The sequence below is a fragment of the Pedobacter sp. GQ55 genome (genome assembly GCF_059758925.1).
In genome coordinates this window covers 761,301-775,365 of record NZ_JCAXEI010000003.1, presented here as the reverse complement: position 1 = coordinate 775,365, position 14,065 = coordinate 761,301, and the positions used below count along the sequence as shown (strand labels likewise).

The 14,065-nt window shown below is 39.6% G+C and carries 13 protein-coding genes; 6 read left to right on the top strand and 7 right to left on the bottom strand.

What is annotated here, in order from left to right:
* Positions 1-11: 11 nt before the first annotated feature.
* Positions 12-1,703, top strand: a complete 1,692-nt coding sequence (locus tag AC6CH7_RS12340) for a serine hydrolase domain-containing protein (RefSeq protein ID WP_498263007.1) — start codon at positions 12-14, stop codon at positions 1,701-1,703.
* A gap of 1 nt (position 1,704) precedes the next feature.
* Here the strand turns inward: AC6CH7_RS12340 and AC6CH7_RS12335 are convergent, their stop codons facing one another.
* The 3 genes from AC6CH7_RS12335 to AC6CH7_RS12325 form a co-directional block, all read right to left on the bottom strand.
* Positions 1,705-2,898 (bottom strand): C40 family peptidase, encoded by a 1,194-nt coding sequence (locus tag AC6CH7_RS12335; protein ID WP_498263006.1) that lies wholly within the window; start codon positions 2,896-2,898, stop codon positions 1,705-1,707.
* A 94-nt stretch (positions 2,899-2,992) separates the two neighbouring features.
* A complete protein-coding gene (locus AC6CH7_RS12330) occupies positions 2,993-3,931 on the bottom strand; it encodes an alpha/beta fold hydrolase (RefSeq protein WP_498263005.1) in 939 nt (312 codons plus the stop codon).
* A gap of 135 nt (positions 3,932-4,066) precedes the next feature.
* Complete coding sequence (locus AC6CH7_RS12325) at positions 4,067-5,152, bottom strand: linear amide C-N hydrolase (protein WP_498263004.1); 1,086 nt, start codon at positions 5,150-5,152, stop codon at positions 4,067-4,069.
* A gap of 122 nt (positions 5,153-5,274) precedes the next feature.
* On the opposite strand from AC6CH7_RS12325, the gene AC6CH7_RS12320 reads away from it, so the two are divergent.
* From AC6CH7_RS12320 to AC6CH7_RS12310, 3 genes are all read left to right on the top strand, one after another.
* Positions 5,275-6,957: a M1 family metallopeptidase gene (locus tag AC6CH7_RS12320; protein WP_498263003.1), complete on the top strand. Its 1,683-nt coding sequence runs from the start codon at positions 5,275-5,277 to the stop codon at positions 6,955-6,957.
* A gap of 387 nt (positions 6,958-7,344) precedes the next feature.
* On the top strand, positions 7,345-7,812 hold the full coding sequence (locus tag AC6CH7_RS12315; RefSeq protein WP_498263002.1) for a DUF4488 domain-containing protein: 468 nt from the start codon (positions 7,345-7,347) through the stop codon (positions 7,810-7,812).
* Positions 7,813-7,928: 116 nt separating this feature from the next.
* On the top strand, positions 7,929-8,552 hold the full coding sequence (locus tag AC6CH7_RS12310; protein ID WP_498263001.1) for a class I SAM-dependent methyltransferase: 624 nt from the start codon (positions 7,929-7,931) through the stop codon (positions 8,550-8,552).
* Here AC6CH7_RS12310 and AC6CH7_RS12305 read toward each other — a convergent pair.
* Both AC6CH7_RS12305 and AC6CH7_RS12300 read right to left on the bottom strand, forming a co-directional pair.
* Complete coding sequence (locus AC6CH7_RS12305; protein ID WP_498263000.1) at positions 8,549-8,746, bottom strand: hypothetical protein; 198 nt, start codon at positions 8,744-8,746, stop codon at positions 8,549-8,551. The genes AC6CH7_RS12310 and AC6CH7_RS12305 overlap by 4 nt on opposite strands.
* A gap of 61 nt (positions 8,747-8,807) precedes the next feature.
* Entirely contained in the window at positions 8,808-9,044 is a 237-nt protein-coding gene (locus AC6CH7_RS12300) for a hypothetical protein (protein ID WP_498262999.1), read from the bottom strand.
* 152 nt (positions 9,045-9,196) lie between these two features.
* Here AC6CH7_RS12300 and AC6CH7_RS12295 point away from each other — a divergent pair, with 152 nt between their 5' ends.
* On the top strand, positions 9,197-12,046 hold the full coding sequence (locus tag AC6CH7_RS12295) for a hypothetical protein (RefSeq protein ID WP_498262998.1): 2,850 nt from the start codon (positions 9,197-9,199) through the stop codon (positions 12,044-12,046).
* A gap of 122 nt (positions 12,047-12,168) precedes the next feature.
* Positions 12,169-12,738, top strand: coding sequence for a translation initiation factor IF-3 (infC, locus tag AC6CH7_RS12290; protein WP_498262997.1), 570 nt, complete (start codon positions 12,169-12,171; stop codon positions 12,736-12,738).
* Positions 12,739-13,156: 418 nt separating this feature from the next.
* On the opposite strand, the gene AC6CH7_RS12285 is transcribed toward infC, so the two are convergent.
* Positions 13,157-13,609, bottom strand: a complete 453-nt coding sequence (locus AC6CH7_RS12285) for a GNAT family N-acetyltransferase (protein ID WP_498262996.1) — start codon at positions 13,607-13,609, stop codon at positions 13,157-13,159.
* 32 nt (positions 13,610-13,641) lie between these two features.
* Positions 13,642-14,052: a transcriptional regulator gene (locus AC6CH7_RS12280; protein ID WP_498262995.1), complete on the bottom strand. Its 411-nt coding sequence runs from the start codon at positions 14,050-14,052 to the stop codon at positions 13,642-13,644.
* Positions 14,053-14,065: the final 13 nt, after the last annotated feature.

The window sequence follows — 14,065 nt, the reverse complement described above, 5'->3', positions numbered from 1 at the left end:
CACACACGCTCATGCAAATCCACAAAAAGAAACTTGTCATCCTGCTTTTATGCTCGCTGATACCCGTATTAAGGGTAAACGCGCAAGCGTTACCGGACTCTATTACAAAAAAAATAGATGGTTTATTTACGAAATGGAATACGCCGAATACACCTGGCTGTGTGATTGGAATTGTACGCAATGATTCGTTGATCTATGCTAAGGGTTATGGTTTGGCAAATATGGAATATGGTGTGCCAAATACACCCGAAACCATTTACCATATGGCATCTATTTCTAAACAATTTACAGCTTATGCAATTGTTTTGCTAGCCCAACAGGGGGAACTCAAGCTAGATGACGACATTCATAAATATCTTCCCTGGTTCCCGGATCTGAAAGAAAAAATTACGATCAGGCACTTGCTGAATCATACCAGCGGCATTAGAGATCAATGGCAGTTGCTGGCCATATCGGGCACCAGGCTTGATGATGTAATTAAACAGGAGCAGATTGTAAAATTGCTTAGTAAGCAGAAAGCACTAAACTTTAAACCCGGAGATCAGTATACCTACTCGAACAGTGGATTTACCATGCTGGCTGAAATTGTAAAGTCTGTTACTGGCAAAACGCTTAGACAGTTTACAGATTCTGTGATTTTTAAACCTCTGGGGATGAACAATACACACTTTCATGATGATTATACAGAGGTGGTAAAAAATCGGTCTTACTCGTATTACCCGCGCGAAGGTGGTGGTTTTAACAATAGTATTTTATCGTATTCAAACGCAGGGGCAACCAGTCTGTTTACCAATGTAAATGATTTGGCTAAATGGCTGGTAAACTTTTACAAGCCTACGGTGGGTACAGCAGAAGACATTAGATTATTGACGCAAAAAGGTAAGCTGAACAGCGGCAAAGAATCTGACTATGCATTGGGAATTGTTGTAAACAAGTTCCAAGGCTGGAGGCAGTACTCGCATAACGGAGCCGATGCTGGTTATAGAACATTTGCGACCAGTTTTCCTGATCTGAAAATGGGTTTTATTATTTTTAGCAATGTTGGGGATTTTGACATTGGCCGAAAAGGTTATGAATTGACTAGTCTCTTTGTTAAAGATACCGCCAAAAAAGCAACTAAGCCCGTTGCATCGGCAATTGACACCAGTAAGGCCGTTTTAAAAGATGTGGTTAGGGCAGCGAAATTCTCCGGTAATTATATTTCTGAGGATGGAGCACAGTTTAGTTTTAATTTGAACAACCAGAAATTGTATTGGGAGCGGTACGGGCAGACCGATCTTTTATTAAATGCAGGAAGAGATACTTTCATGGTAGCTAATGCACCTGATGTAAAGTTTTTGTTCAGTACAATAAGCCCGGGAGATACGCTGATTAAACAATGGTGGCCAGATGGGAAGCGTTCTTTGCTTAAGTATGTGTCATCAGCTAATTATACTGAAAAACAATTGCAAACCTATGCGGGTACGTATTATTGCCCCGAATTGGACTGTAAGTACGAGATTATGTTAAAAGGCAGGGACTTAATACTAACTAATAATAAGTACGAGGACACTAAATTAAGGCTTATAGGAAAGGATCATTTACGTAGTGATTTTTGGTGGATGGGCCATTTGAAGATATTACGTGACAATAAAAATCAGATCAAAGGTTTTGAAGTTAATGATGGCAGGGTTATGCATCTGCGGTTCAATAAAATAGAGTAGTCTATTTATACCAATAGTGTTGGTCTATTCTGGTGATCTCTGGTTTGCCTATATCGGTTAATATTCTTCTTGCTCCAACAAGTGTAGCGCTTTGCCTGTTATCATAATTATTTGCAGAGGGTACAAAACTGTTAATCCTAACCATTCCAGCCGCCTGGATAAATTCGCCTTTACCCATATAAATGGCGGTATGAGTTATCCTTCCATTATTAACTCCTCTACGTTTGGCTGCCGAAAAGAACAATAGGTCTCCGGGTTGCAGATTTCTTAAACACTTATCTACGCTGATGCTGTCGTTTTCTAAAACATCGACAAGCTGACCGATTAAGGCTTGTTGCGAGGCATCGCGCGGGATAATAACGCCATTTAGGAAAAAAGACATTTTGGTGAAGCCGCTGCAATCGACACCCTTACCCGAAGTGCCGCCCCATAGGTAAGGAACGCCCAACAGGCTTATTGCTGTGGTTAAAATTTTCTCGGCATTTGGATCGGGTCTTGTAACCCAGGCCTGGTACAGGCTGGCTTGTCTTTTAGGTAAATAAGCTGTTCTGCCATCAGGATAACCTACTTTGTAGAACTTTTTCTCTTCACCAAGTAACTGCAGGATATTGCCGGCAACCAGGTCAGACACTCGCTGTGCATTTTCATCGGGCGCATTAAAGCTATGGCCGTAATCGGCCGTAAATACTACCTTTTTTGCCTTTTGCCAGGTTTCAAATCCTGTTTTTTTCATGGGGGTTATAGCACCAACATCTGTCCACGATATATAACCATCGGGAGTTTGCACTAAATAAAACCCGCCTTGTTTTTTAAATACTTTAATTGGTGTGCCCAGCAGCATTTGTGTCATCATCTCTGCCGCATTTTTTGGATAGGATCTGTTGTTGCAAACCGAGAGATTGGCTACTCCATATTCCATTTCGTGTAAGGATGGGGCTGGTAATAATATGCTGCTGAATTTAATTGAAGGTGTGTTTGGCTTTACCTTATCAAATTCTTTTAGCGCTTCTTGAGAAGTGCTTTCCAATTTTGCCGAATCACCGTTAAACTGCAGATCAAAATAAACTGAACGTTTGTCCGGCGCATATTTTTTTTGAATGATTGCGGCAACGCTGCGAAAAACGGCAGTATCTGATTGTGCTTTAAGCGTAAAAATACTTGAAGAGAAAAGCAGACCCAAACAAAGACTTTTCATAGTTATCAAATTAAATGATTTCGATAAGGGAAACCGTTAACGAATATAGTTAAATGAAGGTTATCATGAAAAGTCTTTGTTAGATCCTGATGTCTCAAAACGTAGGAGGTGTCGGTTTGAGGTCGGAATCAAGGAAATCATTGATCATTGGTATTATCCAATTCATATGTTGCATCATGCCGATATGTGTTGTGCCGGGAATTATCGCTAAGCGGGATTTAGGCAGTCCATGTATATCGCCCATTTTGCCACCGCCTTTTGCGCGAAACAGCTCCAGTGCATGCTCATATCGTACCCCGTCGGCATCGCCTATGGCCATGAATATCGGAGCTTTTATATTTTTCACTTCCTTAGACCAATCATAAGGCTTCAGGTCTATACTCAGAACCTTTTTTACATACGCCGGGAAATTTTTAGGATCGTTTCCAAGACTATCGTATTGTTTTTCGATGGGAGAGCCTTTGAACATGTCTGCATCCATAGTAGCAAAACTATCCTCTACATCAGGCCACCATCCGTCGTGCTGGTAAGTACCCGACAATACCACGAGTCTGCGTAGCTGCTCAGGGTGGCGCACCGCAAACTGAAAAGCTACTCCGCCTCCCATACTATATCCTAAAATGTCTGCACTATCTATTTTGAGGTGCTTAAGTAACCCAGACACATCGTCGGCCATGCTTTCGTAGCTAAATTTGCGAGGTATATCCTTTGTGCGACCGTGGCCCTGCATTTCTGCTACAATTACTTTCCGGTTTTTAGCAAAAACAGGTATGATGTGCGACCAGTTTAAAGGTATATTCATAAAGGAGCCATGCAATAGTACAATGGGTTTGCCTTCGCCGTAAACTTCATAGTACATTTTTAGCCCGTTTACATCAACATAGCCGCTGTCGGCTGGCGTTATGGGGCGCCTGGCAACCGTTTCTTTTTGTTCAGTTGAAATGTTTTGCGTGTCCTTATTATGCGGTTGGCAGGAAGCCATTACTGCTATAACAATAGCAATTGACAGATTGATTATAATATGCTTTTTCATATCCTAAGGTTTTGTTACAATACAAATCTAGGAACCAAATGCTGCACCATTGCTGTCTATTTGCGACAATAATAGGGGGAAATACGACATACCATAGACGAACATTTCCGTTCATCTATGGCAGGTGGCAACAGGCTATGATACAGGAACGTCTGCTTTTTTATAATTGGCCATGTTAATTATTGTAGGCCCCTGATCGAGTTTAATCGTTACGATCTCCGGACCCTCAAATTTCCAGTTGGCAAGATCGATCATGCGAATGGTTCTGTCGGCTACCGTATGGAAGTAAAACTTTTGTTCTTGCAGATCGCTGACTACCGTCCATTGAGTATATTCGATGCTTGGATCACTATCTTTTACTTTCTGTATGATAGTGCCCTTGGGTATATCAAATGCACTTAGGATGTGAAATGCCTGGATCACTGCATCTTCATTGTCTTTACCACGTTCAGCATGCTGCGAATAGGCTACTGCGCGAATAAAACGGGAAGGAGGGGTGTAGTCGCCTGGTATTCCCAGGAAACCCGTTCCCTGGCCAGTAGGCTTTATCTCAAGTGGGATGGCTCCTTCTGTCATATTTTTCAGAATCTGTGGGTCTTTATTAATGGGTGTAAGATTTATGTAGTTTTTGAGATTGGTATAATGCCAATCGTAATCAGGTGAGTTGGTTAAAACGCCAATGGGGTTATCGTGTGTTTGCAGTTTACCACCTATGTATTCAACCACCAGCACATTGCCATAGGCATCATGTATGTTATAGTGCAGGGGAACAGGTTCTTGTGCTGCTTCCGGAGTACTGGTTGGTCCGGTATGGGCACCTTTATTAACTTTTATTTCTAATAAGGCTTTTTTTACTTCCTGAACCGTTTTACAGGTAGACAATAAGTAAGTAGGTAGATCTGTAGAACATATTGATATCTCTGCATCAAGTGGGCCCACTTCCATATAGCCTGCATAGCCAACGAAGTAAAAGGCACCCACACACAACCCTTCTGAATTGATGCCATCGATTATCCGTTTTAATCCGCTGGCATTGAGACCAGTAATGTTATACCTGGATTCCCACTTCAAACCGTTCCATTTAGGGTTTGGCACTGCTCCTTTAAAGTGAGTTCCCTTTGGAATCAGCAGCGCTTCTGATTCTAGATTGTTTGCAAATTCCATGGTACGGCCATAGATAGGCGCACCATTTTCTGATTTAACTTGAATACCTGTACACATAAGGATGATTTATATTGGTTAAACAATAGGTTATTTGGATTTGTAGAGCAGTTATGTGGCTGATTATCCTAAATTTATAAAAAAATAATTGCTGTAAAGTTTTACCAACTAAGTTGAACGAAATGAATACCGGAATCGTAATTTCACCAAAATATATGCCGTCAAGATTTCTACTGTTTCTGCTGATTTTAAGCTGCCATCAAGTCGGGTTATTTGCTCAATCTGTGAGTATCCCTTCCCGACAAGATACACTTAAGGGTAGTATAACTAAAGACAGAGAATGGTGGGATATAAAATATTACGCATTGGCCATTGAGCCTGATTTTGGAAGAAAAATAATTCAGGGTAAAAATAGTATCACCTTTGAAGTAATAAAAAGTAATAATAACAGGTTTATGCAGATTGATTTGCAAGAACCACTAGCAATTGATAGCGTACTGTTTAAACAGCGAAAGATCGCTGTTCAAAAGGAAGGAAATGTATGGTTTGTTAAGGTTCCTGATTTAAGGGTTAAATCGCAGGCTACCATTGATATCTTTTATTCAGGAGCGCCTAAAGAATCTACCAATCCACCATGGGATGGTGGTATATCATGGAAACTTGACTCAATAGGGAGGCCATGGATCACCCTGGGATCTCAGTTAATTGGTGCCAGTGTTTGGTTCCCCTGCAAACTACATCAAGGCGACGAACCCGATAATGGTTCTTCATTAGCAATCAACGTCCCCGATACTTTGGTTGCTGTAGGTAATGGCAGATTAAAAGACCGCATAGTAAATAGCAATGGAACCATTACTTATAAATGGCACACAGTAAATCCAATAAATAATTATGGCTTGGCTTTTTATGTGGGAAAGTATGTCAAGGTTCCTGGAATATATAAAGGCGAAAAAGGCAATTTAACTACCGACTATTGGGTAATTGATTACAACAAAGAAAAGGTTCATTCTTACCTGAAATATGAGGTTGCCAAAACGCTAAAAACTTTTGAATACTGGTTTGGACCATATCCTTTTTACGAAGATAGTTTTAAAATGGTTGAAGCACCCTATCCAGGTATGGAACATCAAAGCGCAGTAGCCTATGGTAATGGATTTAAGCTGGGCAGGATAAATGCAAAATACCTAAGTGCCTGGGATTTAAAGACTGATAGGCTGGTGGTTCACGAAGTGGCGCATGAGTGGTTTGGGAACAGCATTACAACAAAAGATGTAACTGACAGATGGCTGCAGGAAGGATTTGCAGGGTATGCCGAAGAGCTTTTTATTGAAAGTCAATATGGTAAAAAGGCAGCTAAAGAGTTCTTTGAAGCTAGAACTATTCGCCGGATTAAGAATACGGAACCACTCATCAGACGTTATGGAATTTATGAGGATGCTGGTGGACACATGTATTTAAAAGGCTGGACAATTGTACATATGCTCCGGACTATTGTAGATAATGATGAGCAGTTCCGCAGGATGTTAAGGGCTGTTAACCGTGAGTTTTATCATAAAACGGTGAACTCAATTGAGGTTGAAAAGTTTATCGGTAAAACTTTAGATAAGAATCTACAGCCATTCTTTAATCAGTATTTGCGAGAGAAAGATATTCCTACTTTTGAGTACAGCACACAGGACAACATATTGAGGTATCGCTTTAGCAATTGTTTGTCGGATTTTGCAATACCGATTAAAACGAATCTTACAAGTGATAAATGGCTTTATTCAACCACCAGGTGGAAAGAGATGCATATAGAGCCAAACAACAATTCATCCTTAATTATTGATAGTGACTTTTATGTAAACGTGAAAAAAGTTGAGTGAGGAATGTAGCGTATATTCCATTATTTATTAATCTGTGCGCGTATACTTTTAACAAAGTCAACAGACACTTTCGCTAGATCTGCTATTGTTCGTCGGATAGTCCAAGCTTAATAATTAGGTTTTCAACGACATGATGCCTTTTTTCTTTTTTTCCTTTTTTGAGTCCTTTCTTTTCCGCTCTGTCAAGCAATAGTTCTTCTATGCCCTTGGTACTCCCTTCTGTTAAAATTTCTACCTGTTCCTCAAATTTAGTATTTATCTCTCTTCTCTTCCCATCCTACGAATATTGTTAAATATTTCTACTGTGAGGTAATGTGATGACAGGATTATGAAAAAAAAATCTAGATTTTAGTCTGATTTCTTATATTCGTGTTATAACAAAAAAACATGAATAAATTAACGCTCAAAAGCATCACAATTGCTTTCTTACTATTAGTCTCTTTTACCAAACTTTCTGCACAAGAGACTAATTCCACTTTATTTAACGGTGCATGGGAACTAACCCGATTGGCCAATAACGGTTCCGAAAGCAGGGTTGCAGTTCCAGGTTTGCTGAAATTCTTTGATGTAGATGGTAAGTTTTTTAACCTGCGGATTACTCAAAATGGATCTATAATTACTCATCAGGGTAATTATACAGTTAATGACCTTCAGACCTATACTGAAACTATTAAGAGCGAAATACAAGGCTCAACATATGCCTTGGCCGGTAAAACGTATAAACTGAGGTATAAGTTTAGTGATGATAAAAAGCTACTCGTTCTGAATGGGCTGGTAGAGGGCAAAGATGGGGCAGAAAGCCTTGGATTCACAGAAGTCTGGAAAAGAGTTGAAACGAAAATTGATTCTATTTAAATCAGGCTGAACTAGGGTCTTGGTCATTTGATTGTTTAATTACTAGTGTACCGAGCCTTGTGTTGTGAGCTGTTGAGTATTCTTGGTAAATTGCATACTCAATAGTATATAAGATTATGGTTAATGAACCCGAAAAACCAGAGTTCTGGGAATCAGCCTTTGGCGAAAAGCAGGAGATGTGGGGCTTTGAACCGGCAAAATCTGCTGTATTGACAAAAGATTTTTTTGTTCAGAAATCAGTGAAAAATATATTGATACCTGGAATTGGTTACGGAAGGAATGCGCAAATTTTCAAAGAAAACGGAATAACGGTAACTGGAATTGAGATTTCAAAAACTGCAATTGAAATGGCGAGGAAGCATTACGGAACAGATATGGTTATCCATCATGGTTCTGTAACTGATATGCCATTTGACAAATACCAATATGACGGGATATTCTGTTATGCTTTAATTCATTTATTAGACAGTGCTGAAAGGGAAAAGCTAATTCGCAACTGCTATAATCAATTGTCAGAGAATGGCTATATGGTATTTACGAGTATTTCAAAAGAAGCGCATACCTACGGACAAGGCAAGTTTATTAGCAAGGATCGTTATGAAATATTTGATGGAGTAAACATGTATTTTTATGACAGGGAATCGATCCATGCAGAGTTTGACCAGGCAGGTTTACTTGAAATTACAGAAATCAGTGAGAGCCAGCCGTTCTTTTTAATTAAATGTAAAAAGCAACTTTAATCTTCCCTGATGTATGTTTCGTCGTAAATTGTTGGTCCGCCTACAGTACCCACTGTATGTAATTTGTCGCCATCAACCGTTACAATATAGTTTACTTTCATGGTTTCAAAGCCATCAAATGCGGCATACTCTGTCAACTCTTCATATTTACCGTCCACAAGCGTATAGTGCCCACCTGCAACTGAGGTAGCCATTTTCTCTTATCGCCCTCACTTGGGATCTTTTGTTCAATGATAACTACAAACGTTGTAGGAGTTAATATTTTTCGTGTGAATACATTACTACTATCGCCGGTAGTAATCCTGCCATCTTCAAAAGTGATTTTTTGCGAATGAGTCTCCAGGTACCAATATGAGCTGTGTTTGCAGCTTTTTGAACTGACTGTTTGGCTTTTGAGGTGCCTGTGCTTACAGATTTCTTTTTTGATTGAGCAAAGCTGCCTATTGATACCACAAGACATAGCATCAATGCGATAATAATTCTCTTATTCACTTTATGGTTTATTTGGTTAACCAAATATAAAATATTTTAGTTGTGGTTACCAATGCATATTTGGATATTTACAATAGTTGTTTGACGATGAGTAGGTTGGTTACCAATCTATTATGAAGTAGATTTATTATAAATCATCTTAATCTCTCAGTATGAAACTATTCAAACTGCTATCCCTTGTAGCAATTGCCGGTTTGTTGATTACGGGAAGTATGACCAGCAGAAATCATCATCTTCTTTTCTCAGACAGTGCGCCCTCGGGGATTCTTTCACTGGAACTTACCAAATCCAATAGTATTCAATACCGGATTTTTTCGGAATGGAACCGCCCCGAAAATTATGTTTTTGAGCGGGACTGGACAAACCCTGCTGACTCGGTGACAATGGATAGCACTGTGTCGCCAGGTAAAAAGATTAAGTATAGTGAGCCTGGGGAAAGGATTAGGGGCGTGGATGCGGTAGAACGTCAGACGCATGCAGACTATTGGTTTATACTTTTTTATGTGTTTGGACTGATTTTGTTGTTTTTGCATTATTACCGGAACCTTTATCCTTCAAAAGACAGAATTACAAGCAGCCAGTTTTGGCTGTTTTCGGGAACGGTAATAGTGATCGGTATACTGGATCTTATCGAGAATTACTACATCCTGGAATCTATTGATCTGTTTAAAAGGTTAAATCCAGAAGATCCCTCGCCAGATAAGCTGAGTGATTTTGTGAAATCCGGAGTGGCAGCCTATGTTTTTTTTCCTGCCTTGTTTAAGTTTATTCTCCTGGTTTTAACGCTGTTTTGTTTTGGTTGGTCCATTAGTGTTTTTAAACGGCTTACCGGCTGGCTTTCGGGTTTATCGGATAACTTTTTATTTGGATTACGTTTGGGATGGATGTTTCGTATAGTACTGATTGTACTTTTTGTGCTATTTGGATTTTTGATCTTTTCTGATCAGGGTCAGGATCTGTTGATTACGATTAATACTTCTTTTTGGGGAACCATAATCTTCCTTTTTGTTATCTCAGTTTTAGCGGTACTGAACTGGTATCTGCCTAAGCTATATGCCGGTGGGTTTACTGACCTGATGTTGACGGTACCAAAGGGTTTTGTGATAGCTGGAAAGAACTCGGTAAATTATGCGCGGCTGTTGGGGGCGCTTACTTTTTTGATCCCGGCAGTGGGTATTCTAAAGACCATGCAGCAGTACCATATGCCTTACCTTTTGGATGATGTGCCGGTGATGGTCATATTGCTGGTTGCCTTGGTTGGTTATCAGAAAATGTTAAAACACAATACACTGGACTCTTTTTTTGCTCCACGTGGGGTGTTTTCCGCTTTGCGCTATATGACTGTTATGGTATTCTTTTTTTGCCTGATGATCGCTTTCTATTTTATCAGGGATATGAAAGTGGAGCAGTATGGTCGGCTTTCTTATCTTTCTCTGGATCTGTTTTTATTATCTTTTGCTTTTCTGATTACTACCACCTATCGTACTAAAATTTCGTTTGTGCAAAATATAGAGGTTGCACCTGTTGTACTCGTTGTTGGGTTGCTGCTGGCTGTGGTGTTTATTCTGTTTAATATCCCCCCGATACTCTTTACGCTTACTGCCAAGTTTAGGTTCTTTACGCTTGCCATTGTTATTGCTGCATTGATCTGTTATGCGCTGATATTCTCTTATCTGCTTGTTTTAGGTAAACGGACTAAAGTGCAATGGATAACGCTGCTTCTGTTAATAGGATTTTTGGTCTCGTATGTGAAGATAAGTGATTTTCATAAGGTAAACACAGTTGTGGCCAAAGGCGAAGCGCCAGTGGCATTATCTACTCATATCCGCAGTTGGTTGGAGCATCGACGAGGAGAGATTGCGACGTATCAGGCTGAGCACAATAAACCTTACCCCGTGTTTTTTTTGAATTCTTACGGTGGTGGGATCAGGGCTTCTGTTTGGGCCACCATGGTTGTGGGTGGACTGGATTCGCTGGTTCTTGCCTCGCGTGGCAGTAAGCGGATAAGTGATGATTTCCAGCATCATGTATTTTCCTTTTCTGGGGCATCTGGCGGGACTATAGGTTTTTCTCTTTTAACGGCAGACAGGCTTAAGGCCAGGGATAGTATTTCTTCTGGAAGGTTTTATCCTAATAACACCAAGGTATATGAGTACGATTACCTGACAGCGAATGTAGTAGGGGTTTTTGGGAGGGACTTGTTTATGACTATGATTGGAGGGAATTGGTATGATGACCGTTCCCGCTTACAGGAACGAGGTTTTGAGAGCATACTGAAGGATAAGTTTGGAATGGATTATGATATTTCCTTAAGAGAGGCCTGGAAGAATAATAATATGGACTTGCCCTTGCTTTTTTCCAATACTTATGATATTAATACAGGTAAGAAAGGGATTGTTGCTCCTGTGTTGTTAGAGAAGGATGATTTTCCTAGTTGTGTTTTTATACAGGATTTGATGAGGGCAAAAAAACTTGATCTGCCACTTTCTGCGGCTGCTTTCCTGAGTGCGCGTTTTCCGTATGTATGTCCGACAGGTAAGTTTGATGAGAAGCATCATTTTACTGATGGCGGAACGCTGGAAAATTCTGGCGCAGAGACCTCACGGCAGGTGATTGCTGTATTTGAACGAATACTTGCAGAAGAAGAATTTGCTGGACTTAATGTTACGATAAATGTACTTTCGATTTCTAATAGCATTCTATCTGTTGAGTATCCAACTCAAGATAAGAATTTGTATGAGGTAGTAGCTCCGGCATTGGGGATTTTGGAGACCATCAGCAGTAATGCACTTAAGGCTGATACAATTAATAAGGTGATGGTAGCGCGACAAAAAATGAAAGGATGGAGTTATAATAAAATTCAGCCCACAAGGGAGATGATTGCGGGCAACTGGCCTGTGTTGCCATTAGGTTGGCAGATTTCGGATCATGCGCTAGAGGTAATGAAAAAGAGTATTAAGGATCAGAGGGCTAAAATAGATAATGTACTGCTGGTGTTCTAATCTAAGTTCAAAGTCATCATATGATTTATTTTAAACAAAAACCCTTTAAAATTGGTATTTTGAAGGTATGAGCAATATATGCTTATCAGATAATTATATTTTTAACTTAAATTATTTCAAATTTGGCATTAAAAAAAGCAGGATTCAAAAGAGGGATGCGCTTGCCCTTCAAAAAGAAAGAAGCAGAACACAAGATTAACAATTTTATCACCTCAGCTGAGGTCAGATTAACAGGTGAAGATTTCGAATCAGGTATATACCCACTGGCACAAGCCCTGGCTATAGCTGAAGAACAAGGACTGGACCTGGTGGAGATATCCCCGAACGCAGTACCTCCCGTATGTAGGGTTATTGATTACAATAAGTTCCTTTTCGAAAAGAAAAAAAAGGAAAAGGAAATCAAATCCAATGCGAAGCAAACTATTATTAAAGAAATACGCTTCGGCCCAAATACCGACGACCACGATTTTCAGTTTAAGCTTAAACACGCTGTTTCATTTCTGGAAAGCGGAGAGAAAGTTCGCGCATATGTTCATTTTAAAGGCAGAGCTATAGTGTATAAGGACAGGGGTGAGATACTTCTTCTTAAATTTGCCCAGGCGCTGGAAGATGTGGGTAAGGTTGAATTACTTCCTAAGCTTGAAGGTAAACGAATGTTCCTTACGCTTGGACCAAAAAATGGTAAAAGGTAATTCTTACTTGCGCTGAACTGTACCCGATCAATATTTTATCCAAAAATTTGTAGGTTACCTAGAATGAAAAAAGTATGGTTCAGCGTTTATGGAAACCTTTATTTGAATTTATGAAACAGGAGTACTGCTCCTGCAATTACTACCGGAAACCACAACATAAAAAAGTTCTCCTATTTTGGATACCAAAGGACTGAGGTGGTTCCCCCGGTAAGCGAACATTGAAACTCCAAAAAGAGCCATGACAATCCCCATTACCAAAATTAATAGTCCAAGTATTCTTTGTAGTTTCATTGTTTATATTTCTTTTTAAAGTATTTCGAAATTGGGAACTCTGTTAATGTTTCTCTCTCTATCAATATCCGTCTATTACTTTTTTTGAACACCAAGCATAGGTTTCAAATAAGATTTATAGAAGGTTTTAGAGATCAATCTTATATGTGTAAAACGCGTTATCAGGACCCTGTTTCTTGAAGCCTACTTGTTCGTAAAGTTTTTGTGCTACATAATTGTCAACCGCTGTCGAAAGCTCAACAAATTGAGCATTATTTTCGTTTCCGAAATTCATTGTCGCTTTAATAAGACTTTCACCAATCCCTTGTTTTCGGAATTCTTTAAGTACGAAAAGGTCATTTAGTATCCAGTTTTTTACGGTACGAGCAGAAGAATACTTGGGGTAAAGTTGGGTAAATCCGACAGGGGTTTTGTCATTGCTCAATGCTACAAAAATTACAGACTCCTTATTGTCTAATCTGGCTTGAATGAATGTTTTTGCACGTTCAATATCAGATTCTTGCTTATAAAATACTCGATATTGATCGAATAATTCAAAAACTAGAGCGCTTTGTGAACTGTCTATCTGTATTATTTCCATCTGATGTTAAAATTTGAATATATAACTACGCTCTAATCTTGCATCCTTACCATACACTTCACATCTGTTTGATTCGGGTAGAGCTCAACACAGTATCCTTCCATATCAATTTCCGGTAGGGCTGTTAATTGCTCAAACGCTTTGCCTATGGCTGGTATATCTTTCATGAAATCAGTAATAGTGATAGCTCTGTATCTACCGGCCTTTATGGATATTGTTTCCAAGCCGAGCTCTTTGGCTTCACCAGGTTGCAGTTCTTCGGCTGAGGATTTATAAATAATACCGCCACCGTTCTCGGGACGTGAAAGCCCGAAGTATTGTCGGTTTTCATTAAATGATAAAAGTGAATGCAATTTTTGATGAGCGGCCATTACTCCATCTGGAAAAGAAGCAGCAGTTACATAAATTACTGGAATGTCGTGGTTGATTTCTATAGTCTCCATGATAAACAAAATC